The 19,319-nt window shown below is 62.6% G+C and carries 9 protein-coding genes and 2 pseudogenes; 2 read left to right on the top strand and 9 right to left on the bottom strand.

The genetic code is table 11. The features are described from left to right. Positions 1 to 10: 10 nt before the first annotated feature. The 9 genes and pseudogenes from argB to ABWV23_RS14920 all read right to left on the bottom strand — a co-directional run bounded on the left by argB (position 11) and on the right by ABWV23_RS14920 (position 13,415). Positions 11 to 874, bottom strand: a complete 864-nt coding sequence (gene argB / locus ABWV23_RS14960) for an acetylglutamate kinase (RefSeq protein WP_353349144.1) — start codon at positions 872 to 874, stop codon at positions 11 to 13. 50 nt (positions 875 to 924) lie between these two features. Further along, on the bottom strand, positions 925 to 1,581 hold the full coding sequence (yihA, locus tag ABWV23_RS14955; RefSeq protein ID WP_353349142.1) for a ribosome biogenesis GTP-binding protein YihA/YsxC: 657 nt from the start codon (positions 1,579 to 1,581) through the stop codon (positions 925 to 927). Continuing rightward, the gene (locus tag ABWV23_RS14950) at positions 1,581 to 2,342 is read right to left on the bottom strand and encodes an MOSC domain-containing protein (RefSeq protein ID WP_353349140.1); all 762 of its coding nucleotides are present in this window, start codon (positions 2,340 to 2,342) and stop codon (positions 1,581 to 1,583) included. Before ABWV23_RS14950 ends, yihA begins: the two co-directional genes overlap by 1 nt. Continuing rightward, on the bottom strand, positions 2,339 to 4,168 hold the full coding sequence (yidC, locus tag ABWV23_RS14945; RefSeq protein WP_353349137.1) for a membrane protein insertase YidC: 1,830 nt from the start codon (positions 4,166 to 4,168) through the stop codon (positions 2,339 to 2,341). The genes ABWV23_RS14950 and yidC overlap by 4 nt, the downstream gene beginning before the upstream one ends. 136 nt (positions 4,169 to 4,304) lie before the next feature. Further along, positions 4,305 to 5,852 (bottom strand): putative bifunctional diguanylate cyclase/phosphodiesterase, encoded by a 1,548-nt coding sequence (locus ABWV23_RS14940; protein ID WP_353349135.1) that lies wholly within the window; start codon positions 5,850 to 5,852, stop codon positions 4,305 to 4,307. A gap of 66 nt (positions 5,853 to 5,918) precedes the next feature. Next, positions 5,919 to 6,632 (bottom strand): annotated as a pseudogene (ttcA, locus tag ABWV23_RS14935) (tRNA 2-thiocytidine(32) synthetase TtcA); the annotation flags it as partial. Positions 6,633 to 6,962: 330 nt separating this feature from the next. Next, positions 6,963 to 7,895, bottom strand: a pseudogene (locus ABWV23_RS14930) (IS5 family transposase). 67 nt (positions 7,896 to 7,962) lie between these two features. Further along, positions 7,963 to 12,897, bottom strand: coding sequence for an NACHT domain-containing protein (locus ABWV23_RS14925; RefSeq protein ID WP_353349133.1), 4,935 nt, complete (start codon positions 12,895 to 12,897; stop codon positions 7,963 to 7,965). Positions 12,898 to 13,040: 143 nt separating this feature from the next. Then, positions 13,041 to 13,415, bottom strand: a complete 375-nt coding sequence (locus ABWV23_RS14920) for a hypothetical protein (protein ID WP_353349131.1) — start codon at positions 13,413 to 13,415, stop codon at positions 13,041 to 13,043. Between the two features lie 457 nt (positions 13,416 to 13,872). Here ABWV23_RS14920 and ABWV23_RS14915 point away from each other — a divergent pair, with 457 nt between their 5' ends. Continuing rightward, positions 13,873 to 17,259, top strand: coding sequence for a DEAD/DEAH box helicase (locus tag ABWV23_RS14915; protein WP_353349129.1), 3,387 nt, complete (start codon positions 13,873 to 13,875; stop codon positions 17,257 to 17,259). After that, complete coding sequence (locus ABWV23_RS14910; RefSeq protein WP_353349127.1) at positions 17,256 to 19,040, top strand: phospholipase D-like domain-containing protein; 1,785 nt, start codon at positions 17,256 to 17,258, stop codon at positions 19,038 to 19,040. Before ABWV23_RS14915 ends, ABWV23_RS14910 begins: the two co-directional genes overlap by 4 nt. Positions 19,041 to 19,319 lie beyond the last annotated feature (279 nt).

Here is a 19,319-nt window from a genome sequence, read left to right as displayed (position 1 = left end):
GGTGCCGGACTCAGCCGCTCCGGATCAGCGACCCGGCGCCTTGCTCGGTGAACAGCTCCAGCAGCACCGCGTTGGGCGCCCGACCGTCGATGATTGCCACGGCGCGGACACCGCCCTCGATCGCGGCAAGCGCGGTCTCGGTCTTGGGAATCATGCCGCCGGCGATCACGCCGTCGCGGGTCATTTCGCGGATGTTCTCGGCGGCCAGTTCGGTCACCACCTTGCCCTCGGCGTTCTTGACGCCGGGCACGTCGGTCAGCAGCAGCAGGCGGTCGGCCTTGAGCGCGGCGGCGATGGCGCCGGCGGCGGTGTCGCCGTTGACGTTGAAGGTCTCGCCGTCGCGACCGGCGCCGATCGGCGCGATGACCGGGATGATCTCATGCGCGAAAAGATCGGTCAGCAGCTTGGGATTCATCTCGGCCGGGGTGCCTACGAATCCCAGCGCCGGGTCGGTCTGGTCGCAGACCATCAGGTTGGCGTCCTTGCCCGAGAGGCCCACGGCGGTGCCGCCCTGCCGGTTGACCGCCTGCACGATCCGCTTGTTGACGAGGCCGGACAGCACCATCTCGACCACCTCGACGGTGGCTTTGTCGGTGACCCGCTTGCCGTCGACGAACTCGGACTGAACGCCGAGCTTGCCCAGCATGGCGTTGATCATCGGCCCACCGCCATGGACGATCACCGGGTTCACGCCGACCTGCCGCATCAGCACCACGTCGCGGGCGAAACTGTCCATCGCCTCGTCGCTGCCCATGGCGTGGCCGCCGAGCTTGATGACGATGACGGCCTCGTCGTAACGCTGCAGGTAGGGCAGCGCATTCGACAGTGTTTCAGCGGTGGCGATCCAGTTTCGGTTCATGTCCTGTGTCTTCATCGGAAACTCCGTTCCGGGCGAAATCCCACGAAAGGCGCGCGCGGTGCAAGCTATTCCTGCATCAACCCGGAGATGATGGCGCGCAGGGTGGCAATCCCGTCGCCTTTTTCGGAGGAGGTCAGCACGATCTCGGGGAAGGCGGCGGGGTGTTTGGCCAGCGCGCCGCGCACCTGGGTCAGCACCTTGTCGCGTTCGGCCGCCTTGACCTTGTCGGTCTTGGTCAACACGCATTGGAAGGTTACCGCGCTGCTGTCGAGGCGCGTCATGATCTCTTCGTCCACCGGTTTCACCCCGTGGCGCGCGTCGATCAGGACGAAGGCCCGGCGCAGGGTCTGGCGACCGGAAAGATACTGTTTCAGCAGCCGTTGCCATTTCTCGACCACCGGCAGCGGCGCGTTGGCATAGCCGTATCCGGGCAGGTCGACGAGATAGAGCTCGGGGCCTTGCGTGAAGTAGTTGATTTCCTGCGTGCGGCCGGGCGTGTTGGAGGCCCGCGCTAGCCCCTTGGTGCCGGTCAGCGCGTTGATGAGCGACGATTTCCCGACGTTGGAGCGTCCGGCGAAACAGACCTCGAGGCGGTCGGCGGGGGGCAGGCCGGACATGGCGACCACGCCCTTGACGAACAGCGATTCGCGCGCGAACAGCAGCCGGCCGGCCTCGGCGGCCTCGGGATCGGGGTCTTCGGCAAGGGGGAAGGGCAGTTGCATCAGTTCAGAACCTCGATCACGTCGTCTTCGCCCAGGGGGCCGCCCTGGATCACGCGGGCATAGACGCCGCAATCCTGGTGGCCGAACCCCTCGTTCAGCGCCTTGAGCGTTTCGGCGTCGCGCACCCCGGTCTCGGGGTTCGCGGTGGTGGCCATGCAGCGGCGGATCGGTTCCACCACCTCCATCTCGACCGCGCCGAGGCGCAGGCGTTTGCCGGGCCAGGTCGCCTCGTCCCAGGCATCGAAGCCGTCGAACAGGATGTTGCCGCGCCAGCGCAGCGGCGAGATTTCATGCCCCAGCTGCGCCTCGACGGCGCCGTGGCTGGCAAGGTTGATCAGCGAGATCGAGGGGTAATCGCTGTCGGTCATCGCCACGTCGGGCGCGCGCACCAGCCGGGCGGGCAGGGCGCGGTCAGGGTTCGACAACGGTCGGGCCCAGGCGATGAAACGGGCCGCATCATCGGTGTCGTCCGGGTCGATGGTGATGTCGTCGCGGTCCGGGTGGCTGAGCGTGATCCGGCCGGCGGTGCCATCGGTCCGGGCGCGAATCGCCTGTAGCGCGGCGGATTGGGCGCAGCGGGTGAATTCGCGGCAAGGCACCCAGCCGGGCGCGTCGGCGTCAAAGCGCGATTGGTCATGCGCCACCGCCCACCGCCGGTCCCAGGGCAGGGCGGCGTCCCGGGTCAGGGTCACCTGCGTCACCCGTTCGCGCCCGTGGCTCTTGATCGGGTGGCGCCAGATCTCCCTGACCCGGCCAGTCACTTCTTGTCCTCCGGCGCGCTACGCTTGAAGGTTTGCATGATGTTACCGAATACGTCCGGCTTGTATCCTTGGCTGCGCATGATCAGGTATTGCTGGGTGAAGGTGATGGTGTTGTTGGTGATCCAGTACACCACCAGCCCGCTGGCGAAGCCGCCCAGCATGAACATGAAGACCCAGGGCATCCAGGCAAAGATCATCTTTTGCGTCGGATCGGTGGGCGCCGGGTTCAGTTTCTGCTGGATGAACATCGAGATGCCCAGGAGCAGCGGCAGGATGCCGATCAACACCGTCGCCGCCAGCGTGCCCGGTTCGGGGGCGCCCCAGGGGGCCAGGCCGAAGAAGTTCATGATCGAGGTGGGATCGGGCGCGCTGAGGTCCTGAAACGGACCGAACCAGGCGGTCTGGCGCAGCTCGATGGTGACGAAGATCACCTTGTAGAGCGAGAAGAAGATCGGGATCTGCAGCAGGATCGGCAGGCAGCCGGCGGCCGGGTTGACCTTTTCCTTCTTGTACAGCTCCATCATCCCTTGCTGGACCTTGGCGCGGTCGTCGCCAGCGGCCTCTTTCAGCTTCTCCATCTGTGGCTGCAGTTCCTTCATCTTGGCCATCGAGACGTAGGATTTGAAGGCCAGCGGGAACAGGATCGCCTTGAGGATCAGGGTCAGGGCAATGATCGACCAGCCCATGTTGCCGATCAGGTTGTGGATGTTGTGCAGCAGCCAGAAGATCGGCTTGGTCAGGAAAAAGAACCAGCCCCAGTCGATCGAATCGATAAAGCCCTTGATGCCGGCGTTCTCATACGCGCGGATGGTTTCCCATTCCTTGGCACCGGCAAACAGCTGGGTGGTGACGCTGGCCGTTTGGCCTTCGCCCACGGTCTCGGTCGGAAGCACCGCCTCGGTCTGGTAGATGTCGCGGCGCTCGTCGTATTTCGCCACCTGCTTGAAGGCACTGCCGGGCGCGGGGATCAGGGTGGACATCCAGTAGTGATCGGTAAAGCCGATCCAGCCGTCGGTTTCCACCTGGTCCACCTCGGCGCGGGCGCCTTCGCGGGCCTGGAAGTCGAAGTCCGGCATGTCCTTGTAATCGGTCTCGGTCAGTTCGCCATCCGCCATCGAGACGACGCCCTCGTGCAGGATGAAGAACTTCTTGCGGTCGGCCGGCTCGCCGTGGCGGGCCAGGATGCCATAGGGGGCCAGGCCCACGGTGCCGCCGCCGGTGTTCTCGACCGACTGGGTGATCGTGAACATGTAATCGGCGTCGACCGCGATCTCGCGGCGGAAGGTCAGGCCCTTGCCGTTATCCCAGCTCAGCGTCACCGGGCTGTCCACGCCCAGAACCTCGCCGGCGGCGAGGCGCCATTCGGTATTCGCGCCCGGCACATCGTCGAGCGTGAGTCCCGCCCCCGGGGCCCAGCCGTACAGCGCGTAGTAGGCGCCGGCGTCGCCCACCGGTTTCAGCATCTTGACGATCGGTGAGCCCGGCTCGACGGTTTCGTGGTAGTCCTTCAGCGACAGGTCGTCGATCCGCCCGCCCTGGAGCGAGATGCTGCCGGTCAGGCGCGGGGTGTCGATGGCCACGCGCGGGGCGTCGGCCACGGTTTCTTCGGCGGCTGCGCCCTGGCCGGTCCCGGTGGCGGCACTGCCGGCCTCGGCGCCCGGGGCGGCGGTGGGCACGCTGGCCTCCGGCGTGGCCTGGCTGACCTGCCCGGTCGGCGGCGCGTCGACGGTTTCGGTCTCCGGTGGCGGGAAAAAGATGAACCACCCGAGGATCACCAGGAAACTGAGCGCCGTTGCGAGAATGAGGTTCTTGTTCTGATCGTCCATAGGGGACTGCCACCTTGTGCTGTCTGTCAATGACAGGGTGGGTTCAACAGAGTGCAGCCCCAAAGGTCAAGCGGATTCCGGGAATGGTGCCGCCTGTGGCCGGCCCAGGCGCGACGGGGACGGCGCGGTGGCCGCCTTATCCGATTTCCTTGCCGATCCGTGGTGCATCCTGGAGTTTCGCCCGGTGCGCCGCGATCCAGTCCAGCGTGTGGTCGAAAGGCATCGGGCGGCCGATGCCGAACCCCTGCACGTGGTCGCAGCCCAGCTGCGCCAGCATCGCATGTTCGCCCACGGTCTCGACCCCCTCGGCCAGGGTTTCCAGGTCCAGGCGTTCGGCCATGGTCAGGATCGCGGCAATCAGGTTCTGCTGCTCGGGGTCGCGGTCCGCCTTCATCACGAAGGAGCGGTCGATCTTGATCCGGCTCACCGCGAAGCGCTTGATCGAGGCCAGAGAGGCTTGGCCGGTGCCGAAATCGTCCAGGTCAATGCGGCAGCCGAGCCTTGCCAGCCCCGCGATGTTGCGGGCGATGGTTTCATCGGGATCGGTGCCCATGACGGTTTCGAGGATCTCGATCGACAGCCGGTCCGGCGTCAGGTCGAAGCGGTCGAGTTCCCAGCGGATGCGGTCGACCAGCGAGGGGTTGCGCAGCTCGTCGGGGGAGAAGTTCACCCCGACGCGGGGCACGTCGACGCCGGCGCTGTCCCAGGCCTTGAGCGCGGTCAGTGCGTTGTAAAGGACGACCTCGCCCAGGCGTTCCATCAGGCCGGCCTCCTCCAGCGCCGGCAGGAAGGTCGCGGTGGGCAGCATGCCGTGAACCGGGTGCTGCCAGCGGGCCAGCGCCTCGAACCCGGTGATCTTGCCGGTGTCGGTCGAGATCTGGGGTTGATACCAGGGCTGGATCTGGCCGTTCTCCAGAGCCGCGGCGGCCTCTTCGCGCAGGTCGCTGCGGGCGCGGGTTCGCCGGTGGGTGTCCTGGGAGTAGACGCGGATGGCCGAGGGGCCGTTGGCCTGCGCATCGCTCAGCGCCTCGCCGGCCGCTGCGACCCAGGCCGCCGCGTCCGATCCCGGTGCGCGGCTGCGCAGGCAGATCCCGACCGAGCAGGTCATGTAGATGGTGCCGGCGTCGAGCGGAATCGGATCCTCGACCGCGCTTTGCATGCGTCCGGCCAGCTGGATGCACAGTTCCAGATCCAGCTGGCGTACCGGGGTGAGGCAGACGGCAAAACGGCTGTCGCCGATCCGGGCCACGATGTCCGAGCCGCGCAGCGCGGCGCCGATCCGCTCGCCCGTCTGTAGCGCCACCAGATCGGCGGCGCCCTGGCCGTGGCGCTCCTCCAACTCGCGGTAATCGTCAAGCTCCAGCACGAAGCAGGCAGAGCGCAGGCCCGATCGCGTGGTTTCGGCATAGGCCCGGTCGAGCGCGGATTCGAACCCGTCGCGCAGCAGCAGCCCGGTGACCGCGTCGCGTGGGGTCGACAGCGTTCGGGCGCGTTCGTCGAATGCGCCGACGAAGGCGAAGAGGAGCGGCAGGCCCAACGAGGTAAGCACCAGCGCCGTTTCGCCCCAGAGCCAGAAGGCCCCGAGCGAGACCGCCGGCAGAAACGCCAGGATCGGCGGCCCCAAAAGGATGGGAAGGGTGCGGCGGCGCAGCCGGGTCAGGGTGCTTGGGGTGGGCATGGACATGGCGGCGGAGCCTTTCACGTTTCGCGTTGCGCGATGTGAGCCTAGCCCGATGTTCTGACCCAGATGTTAACGCAGGTCTGGAATTTCCCGCCCGTCCCCCGTGGGGGCGGCGGAGGGGGCGGTGCCTCGCATGAGCCCGGCGAAATCGAACAGTTTCGGGTCCAGCATATGCGAGGGACGGATGTTCATCAGCGCCCGGAACATCACCTGGCGCCGGCCGGGACTGTTTTTCTCCCAGCCATCGAGGATCGCCTTGACCTGCTGACGTTGCAACCCGTCCTGGCTGCCGCAAAGGTCACAGGGGATGATCGGGTAGTTCATCGCGCGGGCGAACTTCTCGCAATCGGCCTCGGCCACATGCGCCAGCGGGCGATAGACGAACAGGTCGCCCTCCTCGTTGACCAGCTTGGGCGGCATGGTGGCCAGCCGCCCGCCGTGAAACAGGTTCATGAAGAAGGTTTCCAGGATGTCATCGCGGTGATGGCCCAGCACCACCGCCGAACAGCCCTCTTCCCTCGCGATCCGATAGAGATTGCCGCGCCGCAGCCGGGAACACAGCGCGCAAAAGGTGCGCCCCTGGGGCACCTTGTCCATCACCACCGAATAGGTGTCCTGGTATTCGATTCGGTGCGGCACCTGCATGCGCTCGAGGAACTCGGGCAGCACCGTGGCGGGAAAGCCGGGCTGGCCCTGATCCAGGTTGCAGGCCAGCAGGTCCACCGGCAGGAGGCCACGCCACTGCAACTCGTGCAGCACGGCGAGCAGCGTGTAACGGGACTTATGATGAGTCTAAAATTCTCTGACTGAACGAACGGATTGTAAACGGATTGTATTTGAATGATTTTTCCATTTTTTTCGTGCGTTCAACTTTCGTGCATACAAATCCATGCACTGAACTGGCGCCCAAGACGGAAATCTCGTGCATGTATTCAGTCACCTCCAAAGACTCCCACTCGGGGGCGGCGGATGTCGCGCGCGCATACAACTATTTCTCGCTTTGACGGCGCCATGCCGGATCGCCCCGCTAATTCGGCAGATCCAGTTTCGGCAGCGCGAGGCGCTGTTGCACAAATCAGCTGATGACCGCAGTTCCCCTTTCCCCGGACACATTTATCCCAAGGCCACGGTGACCGGGATGCCGAGGGCCGTGAAGCGGTTCATGAGCGCCGCACGGATCTGAACTTCGGCAACCTGGCGGTCGAAGTCGCGGGACATCAGCCTCTGTCCGAGCAGCTTCACGCAATTCATTTTCGTCTCCACCCTGCTACGTCGGTGGTAGCCGCTCCAGTTCCGCTACAGCGCCCGGCCAAGATGCTTTGACGTCCGCAGGATCTCGTTGCGCGCTCGGGCTCCTGCCGTGTCCGGCTTCCAGGGCCTCGCGTTGCGGCGGGGCGGAATGATTGCTGCCGCACCGCGGTCGGCGACGGCGTCGTGGCAGGCGCGCGTGTCGTAGGCACCGTCTGCTGTAACGGTGGCGATTTCCTGATCCGGGGGCAGCTGGGCAAGCAGGTCCGGCAGCATCGGCGCGTCGCCGACATTGCTGGAAGTCACCTCGACCGCCCGGATCTCCAGCGTTTCCTCATCGATCCCGAGGTGGATCTTGCGCCAGACCCTTCGTTTCGAGCCGCCATGCTTGCGCGTGTGCCACTCACCTTCGCCTTCCACCTTGATGCCGGTGCTGTCCACGAGCAGATGCAGCGGCCCCTTGGAACCGCGATACGGGATCGTCACGTTCAAGGTCTTCTGGCGACGTGACAGAGTGCTGAAGTCCGGCACGGACCAGCCGAGCCCAGACAGTTCGAGCAGGCTCGCCACGAAACCGGTCGCTTGGCGAAGCGGCAGCCCGAGGAGGGCCTTGAGGGTGAGGCAGGCCTGGATCGCAGCGTCGCTATAGGTCTGCTGACGGCCGCGACGCCCCGACGGAATGGCTTCCCACTGCATCGAGGGATCGAACCAAACGGTCAGTGATCCGCGCTGCCTCAGCGCCTGATTGTAGCTTTGCCAGTTGGTGGTCTTGTAGGTCGTCTTCGGAGGTCTGCTCATACCTTCCGGCTACTACATTGGATTCACGAGGTGAATCCCTAACCCCGCCTTTGCGCAACAACGCCATTTAACGCAACAACTCAGGTAGATCGTAGAGCAGTTTGAGCGCATCAGACCAGCCTACATCGGAGAATAGGCGGAGGATCGCGATCAGCCGCTCGCGGCGGTCATCATCCTCGAAGATCGAGCGGTGATCAGCGAGATAACGGGTGATCATGCGCACCATGGCCGCGCTTGCCATGCTTTCGTGGTGATAGCCTTCGCGCGCGCCTGCGCCGAGCAGAAGCGCATGCAGAGCGTCGAACACGGCCGCCGGATCGCCCGACATGAGATACTCATAGAGCTCGACCAGATGATGGTGAGTCGAGGGTTCATGCGAATTTGCGAGTAGCTCCAACATCGGCCGGTAGTCGACGAGAAACCGGCGCATGGCCTCGGGATTCTTCAGCCCGACCTTGCTCTCTTTATTGCCATCAAACGCCCCCGACCCAAAATAAAGCTGGTTCATCAGGTGACCGATCGGTCTCTCGGCCGCTTTGTAAGCGTTGATCGCGGCATCTCGGTCGGCACCTTCAACATTATCGACAGTCAGCAAGCGATGACTGCCCGCTGAAATCTCCAAACAGGCCTCGAGTATCAACATAGCGGCTTGCTGGGCACGATCTGCAACCGAAGGCTCATGGTCTTCCCCCGAATAGTAGCGCGCGAAGAACGCTTCATCCAGTGCGGAGAGGAATGAATTTAGAAATTCGCCGTGCGCTTCCGGCTCACCGGCCCAAGCTGCAAGCCAACCGAACGCTTTGGGTCTATCTTGCCTTACCCAAAGCTGGGCAACCAGACTACCGAGAGATTTGGCAACCTGATCGCGGCCGGAGTTCCCGTCGCGTTGAACCGCCTGGCGGCGCGTCCGCACGATCTCAATCAGCGCTTCACAACGCTCGACCTCCTGACAAGTGAAGCGATTCAGCACATTTTTCAGATAAGAAGCCAGCACTTCGGCATGTGGCTCCTCTCGCACGACCCGTTCGGCCAACATCCACATGCGTTCTGGCGCAATGCGTGAGAGCACTTGCAGATTTTGCGCGGCCTGCAACCGAACCTCTGCGGCGGGGTCAGCGAGGATCGCGTCGAACTTGTCTAATATTTCGGAATGAGTCTCTCCGAAACGATTGGCCAGCGAGACATACGCTTTGGCGGCATAGATGCGGACTTCCCAGTTGCTCCAGTGAAGCCGGGAGTCATCGTTGGAGGCATTTGCTTCCGGAAAGCGGCTGACCCAGAGCCTTTCCAGTAGCGTCAGGAATTCCACCAAGTCAGGCAATCCCTCAGCGCCCGGCACAAACGCGCCGCTCTTAGCAATGCGCTCGATTGCGTTGCTGATATGCCCCCAGATAGGTTGCTCGACCTCTCCGTGTAGGTCGGCGGCGTGGGCATCATAGAACGCCACCAAGCTCAAAGCCTTCGTCCACAGCGCTGCGAGCGTCGCGGAGTCGCTCTCTGTGGGCGTCGCCTGGACCAATTCAAAGAGCGCGTCTGATTGGTTGAGCATCTCTGCGTCGAGACCTTCCTCTACGTCGACACCTTGTCGTGCCATGATCGAGCGGGAGACTCCGTTTGACGAACCGGGGTGTGTTGTGAACGACCGCAGCGGTGGGTTCCCAGCAAGCTCTCTCTCGACAGCCAGTTCAGAGCGCAATGCGCGTATCTCTTCAGTCACCAGATGCGTCTCATCGACCAGTGACAAAAAGCGTGCCAAGCAGCTTCGCCACCAGCGGAGCTTCGCCTCTTCGGCGAAGAGACCAGGTCGCATCGCCTCCCTCTCGAACGTTGCGCGATCCTCTTGTGACCGCGTGGAATAGGTGGCGGCGAGAAAGCGGACGGCGTCGCAAACGATATCCTCATGCGCGATCATCGTCACGTTGGTTGCAAAAGGCCAAAGAAGATCGGCAACCTCGGTAAAGCGCTCAGCACCCACGCCGAGCAGGCGCGCCCATAGTGCTGGATGCACATTGCCCGTAGCCGCAGTATCGATGCTCTCAGCATAGGTTGCGGGTCCTGCGGCATGCAGGAAAGTCACGTAATGCGCCAAGACATCGTCGTCCTGCGATGGGCGATCAGCATCTGGCTCGCTCCATCTGTTGAAAGCATCTTCGCGGCCAAGCAGATCGAAGGTTGCGCGGCCTTCCAAAGCCACGCGCTTGCGCTCATAACCGAGCGGAACGTCGCGGTCGACCTCCCCAAGCGTCGCCTCGTTGACAACGCGCGTGCCGAGGTTTGCGGACAATTCAAGCAGCCGGTCGGCGCGCCGACCAAGATTGTAGCGGCAACTATGGTAATCCTGCCTGCGGCTTGAGGAGAGCGGCATGATCCGGCTTGGCTGTCCGCCAAAAAAGGAGGTCGCATCGTCAGTGATTTCGCGCGAAAAGAGCACGTGATAGATCTCCACCGCGAATTCGGCGTCTGCTTCCGCGATAGGCATGATCTGTTCTGCCAGCCAAGTCGCCTCGCGATCGGCATGCGCCGAGAAATGTGGGTCGCGGAGCACGCGATCGAGAAGGATGCGGGATGCGGGGGGATCAGAGGCAAAGCTCTTTCCGACGAAACGGATGCCGCAGATGGCCGTTTGTTGCATGACCGGGTCCGCAGCCCAGGCAAACGTCAGCAGAGCGCGAGACGCGCGCCCGAACACTTCAAGCAAGCCCAAGTCCGACAGGTTGGCTTTCTCGAAGAGCATCTGGAGAAGGAAACGCGTTGGATCGGTAAGATCCCGGTTTCCAGTGACGGCGCACGCCTCGGCGACGCTTGCCCAGACGAGCGCCCCAAGCGCATCGACCGTGTCAGTTACATCGATGGCAAGGCCGACAAAACGCGCAAGGCGCGACATCATAGTTGCGAGGGCTTCATTGCCAGCGCGAGCGGCAATTAGTTCAGTCAGCCCCGCTACATCGTTCGCCGTCTCAACGCATTCAATAACAGTGCGCAAGGCGACATTGGCAAGCACTGGATCGATAGTCGGATCGGCATAGATGTCGGCCACCCGACACCAGACTGCGGCTTTTCCCGCACCGTCAGTTCGCCACACCCGCTCCAGCGCGAAACGCAGGCCCGGCGCCAGCACAAGTGCTATCGAGCTGTCGCCCCCAAGCTGCCGGATCAGCTGCGTAGCATCGTCCCATTCGAGGTAGAAGCGTCCGGCAACATGGTCGAACAAGACGTGATGAGAGAAGCTGACGAGATCTCCGGCTTCAACGAGCACGCCTGATTGGATCACCTCATCGAGACAGTCATGCTCCACAACGACCTTGCGCACTGCCAACCGACGTCGTTGGACCATCTTACTGACCGCGCTGCTTGCAGCCCGCTGCATTGCGGTGCTGGTCAGGCGGCGATCCTCATAGGCATCAATCAGGTCGGATTGGGTCGCAACAGTGCGAATGCTTGCCGGACTTGCGCCATCCGCAAGAAGCTGAGCTGCAAGAGAGAGGTTGAATACATTGCGGAGCAGATCGTGCAGCTTCTCGGGCGCGGCCGCGAGCACGGCGCCAAGATCGGTCGCCTCCAAAGCGGCTCGGTCGAGATCGGCGTCGGTGAGCCGCGGAACCAAGAAATGCCTCACGCGGGCAAGCGAAGCCTCGGAGAACTCTGGGTTTGGCGGACTACCTTCGAAGGCTTCACGAAAACGCCTCCCTCCCTTCAAATCAAAGGTGCGGATTGATGCTGCGATCGCCCAAGGCGTGTTGGGCGCTGCGCTCAACGTTTCGATCAGCTGCGCGAATACACCTTCGGCGGGTCCGCCGCGCGCGGCGTCAAGAGCGTCGATAATAAGCAGCTTGCTGCCTTTGCCTGGCGCCGCAGCGAGCACTTCGGCGAGCGGATGAGCAAGACCAAGCTCGTTTTGGAGATCGGCGGTGAGAGCGACTCCGGGAAAGCGATCAACCGAAAGGAAAACAACGGTGTCGCCAGCTTCGCGGCGCGCATCGGCCAAAGCAACAAGGGCGCCAGTCTTACCCGCTCCAGGCTCTCCGATGACCACGATCGACCCGGTCGCGAGCGCGGCAGCGAGGGGGGCATCGGCGTCGCGCGCGACCCGCACACCACTGGCGAGGGGCAAGCATGTGTGGCCGACCAGACGAGTTAGCTCGGCATTGGTCGCAGCGGCCAAGCGCTCGAGATCGGGCTGATAGTCTGCCGCACTGACATCATTGTGACCGCGTGTTCGCAGCGCGCGCATAAGTCCAGCACGGTCGGCGGGCGCGCCGCTGCCGATCAGGCCGCGGATGATCGCTTTGAGGTCGCGAAGCGGCGCTTCGCCGGCGGCTTCCCCTCCGTAGAGCTGGCTGCCGAGCACGCGCGCGGCCTCGCGCCAATTGTCATCGCCCTCGTCCATCGAGAACCGGACAATGTGAAACAACCGCGCCATGGTAACGAGGTCGTCTTCGTCGAGCGAGATGGTGGTGTGCGCCGCCCAAGCGGTGCGCGCATTGGCTTCGAAGATTTCGAGTGCCTCTCGTTCGGCCTGGCTGCGCTGCGCCTTGGTCGTGACCCAGGCGCCTCCCAAGTCGAAAGCGCGGCACCCTCGCTCGAGATTGTCGAGTGTGCGTGGCGCAGCCGTGGTTACTGCCAGCACCGCGCGCGTCTTGGATGTGTCTATCGCTGTCTGGGATACCTTTGCATCCGCTACAATCCGGGCCAACTGAGCGATAGTCTTACCCAGCGCACCAGTAGGGCTAACCGAAAGGTTTGCTTGCGTTTTGGCTTGGATATCAATTCGACTTCCGTCGTCTTGAATAAGTAGCGCGTCGTCCAAGCCTTCGCCGGTTTCGAGTTGGATGCTAATAGGAAGGGCGACATTGGCCATGCCGAACCGTCCACCCACCGGCTGTCGAGCCAGCAGATGCGCGGCGAACCAAGTGCCCACCTCGGCCTGGAAATTCATTCCCGCTTCGGTGGCCTTCCCGCCCGCTGGGGCCCGGCGCGCCTCTTTTATTTTTTTCTTAGTCATATTCCTGGCCGATCAGAAGAAGTCGGGTTTTGAAAACCAAAAATTGGCCGCCTTCTATCGCTTTAGTCGCTCGCCAACTCTTAGCGGACTTTCCGCTCTCGGGCCAAGGCGGTCATTCGCAACTGCCGCAGAGAAGGCCCGCTTCAACCGCCAATGTAGTGAAAAAGCCTTTGTGGATAGAGTGCCTCGGTTGACCTCCCGCCCGAGAGAAAGTCCTTGCCCCAAAGTTTTTCGGCGGAGAGTTGTCTCGGAGGAAACTTCAGGCCACGCTGCGGGAATTGGAGGCCGCACAAGGCGGGCGTGGTGTCGCCGCACATGAACGCTTCAAGAGAAGATCTGAATTTGAAGAACAGGTCTTCCGTTACCTTGAGCAAAACCCAGGCGTTCTTGAGCTCGGCTCGAACCTTGAAGTAGTGCGCAGTGGACGGGATGCGCTGGTGCCGTCCGACTTCACCGTGATGCGAGATGGAGCGCCAGTAGCCGCGATTGAATGCAAGTCTCACCGCAACAAGCGTCATCGTCGTTTCCTGGTAGAGACGCTTGCGATGGCGGCGTTACAGACAAAAGAACTCCATCAGGCCATCCTCGTAGTGCCCCCCACTTGGGGAGACTCCGCCAAAGAGCTCTCACATCTGACCAATGAACTGAACCTATCAGGTGTGCGTATCGCTGTGTTCGGACCTGATAGGCAGTCAGGAGAGCAGTTCCGGATGCAGGAGCCAAAACAGGACCGCGATTAGCCGGATTATATTTGCTTCGACGCCATTCAGGACTGAGCTGGAAGAGTTCCGTCGTTTTCGAACCAAAAGCGGCTCAATCGAGTGCACCGGCCTGCCTCATTGCTGGCGAACTACACTTCGAGGATGACTTAAAATTTGCAGCTCTTCTTGCGCTTCCTTCATCGGCCGGCACAATATAGAGTGCATTGCAGTGGAGAAAGGGACACACTTGGGGCAAAAACAGCGCAAGGCTGCAATGATGGTGCCGCTCGATCAGCGTTTCGAGTTGGAGCGCGGCATACGAGGCGAGCGTTTTCGGACCGCCTCCGGTCTCTGGATGGCCACGGACCGCGCCGATGGGGAACCCTATTTACTTTGGCTGATCGAGAAGACCGGCGCAGAGGTCGATCGCGATGTCGTGCGTATTCTTGGGGACACTGTGCGGCGCGTTCGAGGTGTTCTGGCCCGACAATCCGCCCGCGAGGTCCTGCTGGAAGTGATCGACCTTGTTGAAGATGATAGCGAGATCGGCATCCGCCTGGCTGGCGCGGACGGAACTCTGGCCACCCTCTCCGGACGAAGCCGTGGCCTGCTTGACGCCACCGCCCGGACCTTGTCAGGCCGGGTCGGCATCTGGCGCCAGATCGCTCGGCTTGTTCGCGGTTTGGGTCATCTCCATGCTGCCGATATCGTCCATGGCGGTATTGCCGATAGCACCGTTTTCACGGTCAGCGTAGAACCACTGGAGTTGAAACTCGGTGGCTTTGAGGGTTGCGTCCATGTCGGCTCGCTCGGACGCGGAGGCGCGGGTCTCCTCCGTCCGGGCACCGTCGTCTCGCACAGCCAAGATTGGCGCGATCTCGGAGGCGTTGCCGCGCTGCTCCTGCTCCAGAACGACACGGACGGCACTGTGCTCCTACCTCCGGAACAGCGTTTGCTCGACCGCCTCCGCGCACCGCCCCAGTTCGCCTTTATCGAAGGGGAGGCTCTGGCTGTCGAAATTGAGGAGTTGTGTTCGGAACTGGAGCGAGTGGGCTCGAGCGGTCGGCTTGAGTTGGTGGTGGCACCAGGGCGCGATCTCCTGCGGCGCGATGTTCCGGCCCTGACGCGAGGGCTCATCCCTGCTGCGGATGCGGACGCGCTGCTGGCCTTTGTCCAAGACGACCTGAATGCGGAGGCACCGCAAGCTTGGCGCAATCCCAGCCGACGCGACGGCACGATCCAGATCTTCAGCCAGCGCGCGGTTTACTATGTCCGTCCTCTCACTGAGGACGGACGGATCGGCCGTATCACGGGGTGCAAAGCTCGCGGCCCGAGTGACGGCGCGATTGATTCCGAGCCAATCGGCGCACGGGTGCATGTCGCGCGTAACCTCCACGAGGCGCGCGACCGCGTCGCACGGACCGGCGGTGGGGCCATAGCCTGGTTAACGGTCGGGGCCGACAAGGCGAAGGTGCCGAGCGCCACCGATCCGGTCGAGTGGCACGCGCTGGTCCTGATTGAGGTCGCGGCGCTTCTGGAAGGACGGTTGCACCACTATCCGGCCGAGATCGTAGATGCCCCCGAAACAGGCCTTGTGCGGGTTGCGGCGCGCACGGACGCAGTGCGCGATCGCTGGCGGTCCACGTTCGGGCGCATGGAAGCGGCGGCCGAACTGCAAACCGAAATGTTGCGCGATGATGGCACCGTGGAATGGACGCTGACGGTGTCGGACTCCCTCACCTTGGGTCCTACCGCGCCAAAGCTGTCGCTCGAGGACGTCGTCGATGAGGACGGGCGACGGCTCTACGTGTTTCGGCATGAGGGTAACTTGCCGGTAGAGGCGCGCGTGCTGTTGCGGCCGCGGCCGGACCGGGGCACCGAGACCCAGATCCGCCGCCGACTCCGACATGTCGTCACAGCCCGAGATAACCTTGATCTCCTCCGCGCGATCGGAAACCCGCAGAGCGTCGGACTTGACCCCGCACTTCACGCTTTGGCTTTGCCGGGCGCTGCGCCTGACGAACTTGATCCGTCAAAGTCCGATGCATGGGAAGCGATCTGCCGCGGCCACTCGATCGACCTTGTTGTCGGCCCACCGGGCGTGGGAAAGACATTCCTCGTATCCCGCCTCGTCGGTAGCATCCTCTCTTCCAACCCTACCGCACGCGTCCTCATTGCTGCGCAAAACCACGAGGCACTTGCAGAGATGGAGCGCAAGATGCGCGAGCACTTCTCTCAGGCGGAGCGTGCTCCGATCGTTGTGCGCATCGAGAAACCCGCGCCAGACCAGAGAGAAACCCAGCTTCGATACCAAGCGCGCACGCTTCTTGATACCTTCGTGCTTGCCGATGCGAGTCCACTCTCGCACCAGCGACGGGAAGCGGTCATGCGGGCTCTGCGCAAGGCCGGTCCCGAATGCGAGGCGGACCCTGAAGGAGAAGCGATCTTGCGGGATACAGAGCACCTGATCCTCCGTAGCGCAGACGTTACGCTGGCGACGGCAAATTCCTCTGTCATCGAAGAGATGGTCGCCGAAGGTGAACAATTCGACTGGGTGATCGTAGAGGAGGCCGCGCGGGCGAGCGGCCCGGAACTCATCGGCCCCCTGCTCCTGGGTGCCCGCCGGGTCCTTATCGGCGACCACCGCCAGCTCGCGCCGTTCGATGCCGAGCGCAAGGAACGTCTCTATCGCGACGATGCCGGTGAAGCGCTACTCGCCGACGCTCCCGAGTTGATCGACACTGTGTCTGACCTCCCGGATGCTGTCGGAATGTCGCTCGTGGCCCTCGCAAGTGACCCGATACTCCGCGCCGACGCACTCGGGGCAGCGCTTAGACTGGAACAGCCATTCCGCGAAATCGCCGAGACAACCGAGAAGATGCGCTCTGCCCATGTCGGACCGGTGTCGATGCTCACCGAACAAAGCCGGATGCACCCCGCGATCTGCGGCCTGGTTTCCGACACGTTCTACGGTGGACAGCTAACAACAGCGGATCGCATCGCGGACCGCTCCTGCCCAATCACTTCGGCCAGCGGAGCGCTATCTGCCCCCGTCATCCTGTTCGACCTTCCGTCATTGAGCCGGGCTCGGCTGAAGGCATTCGAAACATTCGACGGCACCTCGCCCTGCAATCGGGCCGAGGCCACAGCGGTATTCGAGGCCCTTGACCGGTTGGGTCCTGCAAATGACGCTACTCCGACACTCGCGATCCTGTCGCCCTACACGGGACAGTGCCGCATTCTCAATGCGCGCGTGGCTTCGCGTATCGATCCTGAGACCGGGCTCCTGAACGGCTTCGCCAGCCCCAAAGGTGACGGTGTTTTCGTTCAAACGATTGACAGTTTCCAAGGAGGCGAGGCTGACTTGGTGGTAGTGAGCACCGTGCGCAACAATCAGAAGGTGGGCCGGCATGCACTTGGCATACTCGGGGACCGCAGACGCATGAACGTGTTGCTCAGCCGCGCGAAGCACAAGCTCGTGCTCGTAACATCGACTGGCTTCCTTAGGAACGCAGTCAAATGGTCCGGAGTCGGACATGATCTCGAATTCCTTGGCTCATTGCTAAGACAGATTGACTTGATGGCCGCGCCGGACGACCCGGACGCCGTGCCCACTGCATCGATCATCGCCTGCGGCGAGGACGGGAAGGTGATCCATTGACTCTGTTGATCCCAGCTGTCTGGTATCGTGCTCGTGCCATCATCGAACGCCGATGGGGTTGGAGCCCCGTCGAAGAAGAGGTGCTTCTCACCCTGCGTGAAAGACCGGGGACGAGCGCGTCGGTGGCGGTTGAACTCGGTATTCCCCGTCAGGTGGCAGAAGCGGCAGTGAGCCGCCTGATGCGGTTTGGGTTGATCGAGGTTCGCATCGCGCCCGAGCCTGCACTCGCGATGACCGAGGCTGCCCGCGCCCATCTTTTGGCCGGGCGATCACTGCCTGAACGAGCGCAACGTCGCGAGATGACTGTAAGCCTTGTCTTCGACAAGCTGGGAGGCTCAGTGTTTCGCCGTCGCGAGGTGGTAATCAAGCCTGTGAACAAAATTCCAAAAGGGGCGATGATCGTCGACTTTCCGAACAGTGACGAGGCAGAAACAGACTCTTCCATGGAAGAGCGCGTGCGCCATCTCTTGAGTTCGTCTCTGCGTTCCGGCGAGGTTTTCGCTATGGTGCGTGCCAACCTCTCCTTGATCGAGAATCGCTTTATCCACCTGGATCTCGTTCGAGCAAGGGACGGTGCACTTCCCGAAGGCGCAAGCGACGCATTGCGTGCGACGGTGCGCGAGCACCTCACCTCTGGTCGTCTTCCTTCCGCCCGCCCCAGTCAGCCGGCTCGTCCGGCTTGTCTCGATACACCGATCGAGACAACCTTGGCCCAGGATCAGGTCGTGTTCGGTGGTGGTGATCACCTGGCTCGCCTTGAGGAGGTCGTGAATGCAGCGCGCAGCGATGTCTTCGTGCTCTCGACCTTTGTCGCAGCACAAGACGACGCGAAAGCACGGCACGGACAGGAACGTGTCTGGGCCGCCCTCGAACGCGCCGTCCGGCGTGGAGTTCGGGTCCACCTCTTCTTTGGCTCTTCTCTCGACGATGAGGGCAAGCACATGCGGGCTATGGGAGAGCTCCAGAACCGTTTGCGTGCGGCGGGCGCGGGCGTAGCAGCCCATCTCGAACCAGTGCATAGCCATGCAAAGATCATCATAGCAGACGACGGGGTCGATGGCGGTCGTGCATTGCTGGGGTCCTGCAACTGGCTCCGATCGCCATTCCGCGCCCACGAGCTTTCGATCGAGCTACGCGATGGCGCTGTCGCTGCCTGCCTCGATCTCTTCGCGGCCATCACGGCAGCGGTGCCGACGGCTCGCGACTCGCGCGATGCCTTGCAAGCCATGCGAACAGCATTGAGGTTGAAGCCTGGACGGCTACTCGATGCTACCCCGACAGAGGATGGGATTCCCGCAACCCTCCGCATCATCGCCGCGCCCGACCACCTACCGCTGCTTCGCCGCGCCGCGCATGACGCGGAAGAACGCCTGTTGGTAATGACCCATCGGATGGGCTCGCCCATGATCCAGAACGTCTTCGATCCGGCCCAAGTGGCGTCTGAGCGCATTGAAACCGTGCAAGCGCTTTATTCAGTCCCTTCTGGCGAGGTGAAGAAGCGTGATGTGCGCGCGGCTGGGGAGATGGGCGGCGGGAGTATCGAACTTCGAAAGATTCAAAGCCAAAGCGCAATGCTTCACGGCAAGGCACTGCTATGGGATCATGATGACATCGTAGTAACGAGCTTCAACTGGGGATCACAGACTGCCTCAGAAGACAAGCCTCTCGACGAGATCGGGCTACATTTCAAAGGCGACGGGATTGCAGATATCTTGCAGAAGATTCTTGAAACGAGGGTTTTGACCCGCCCTGCCGAAGCGGATGGTGCTGCGAATTCTTGAGCACCTTTTGGTTCATGCTGGCGGAGTTCGGGCAAGATAACCTGATGTAGGAAACGGGCGCGTCAATCGTCGTAGAAATACCTCGTGGAATCGCTGTTCGCTCAGACCATATTTGTTTCTATGGCGCGGCTGATCGCCAATGATGGGCAATGGACAGTCGGGAGCACCTATAGTGGTCCGGTTCGAAGCGAGCTGGACTTTAGAAGCGTTGGTCTTGATCTATCCCGAGCAAATCTTCGATCGGAACCAAAATCAAGGATCTCGCGGCGGCGCGCGGGC

This window comes from Aquicoccus sp. SU-CL01552, assembly GCF_040365005.1.
GTDB lineage: Bacteria > Pseudomonadota > Alphaproteobacteria > Rhodobacterales > Rhodobacteraceae > Antarcticimicrobium.
This window is presented reverse-complemented; position numbering and strand designations above follow the sequence as displayed.

What these genes read in the sequence shown, in the direction of transcription:
- ABWV23_RS14915 (WP_353349129.1), top strand. Translation starts at nt 13,873, where the DNA reads ATGATGGTGCCGCTCGATCAGCGTTTCGAGTTGGAGCGCGGCATACGA.
- ABWV23_RS14925 (WP_353349133.1), bottom strand. Translation starts at nt 12,897, where the DNA reads ATGACTAAGAAAAAAATAAAAGAGGCGCGCCGGGCCCCAGCGGGCGGG.
- ABWV23_RS14940 (WP_353349135.1), bottom strand. Translation starts at nt 5,852, where the DNA reads ATGTCCATGCCCACCCCAAGCACCCTGACCCGGCTGCGCCGCCGCACC.
- yihA (WP_353349142.1), bottom strand. Translation starts at nt 1,581, where the DNA reads ATGCAACTGCCCTTCCCCCTTGCCGAAGACCCCGATCCCGAGGCCGCC.
- argB (WP_353349144.1), bottom strand. Translation starts at nt 874, where the DNA reads ATGAAGACACAGGACATGAACCGAAACTGGATCGCCACCGCTGAAACA.
- ABWV23_RS14920 (WP_353349131.1), bottom strand. Translation starts at nt 13,415, where the DNA reads ATGACGCTTGTTGCGGTGAGACTTGCATTCAATCGCGGCTACTGGCGC.
- yidC (WP_353349137.1), bottom strand. Translation starts at nt 4,168, where the DNA reads ATGGACGATCAGAACAAGAACCTCATTCTCGCAACGGCGCTCAGTTTC.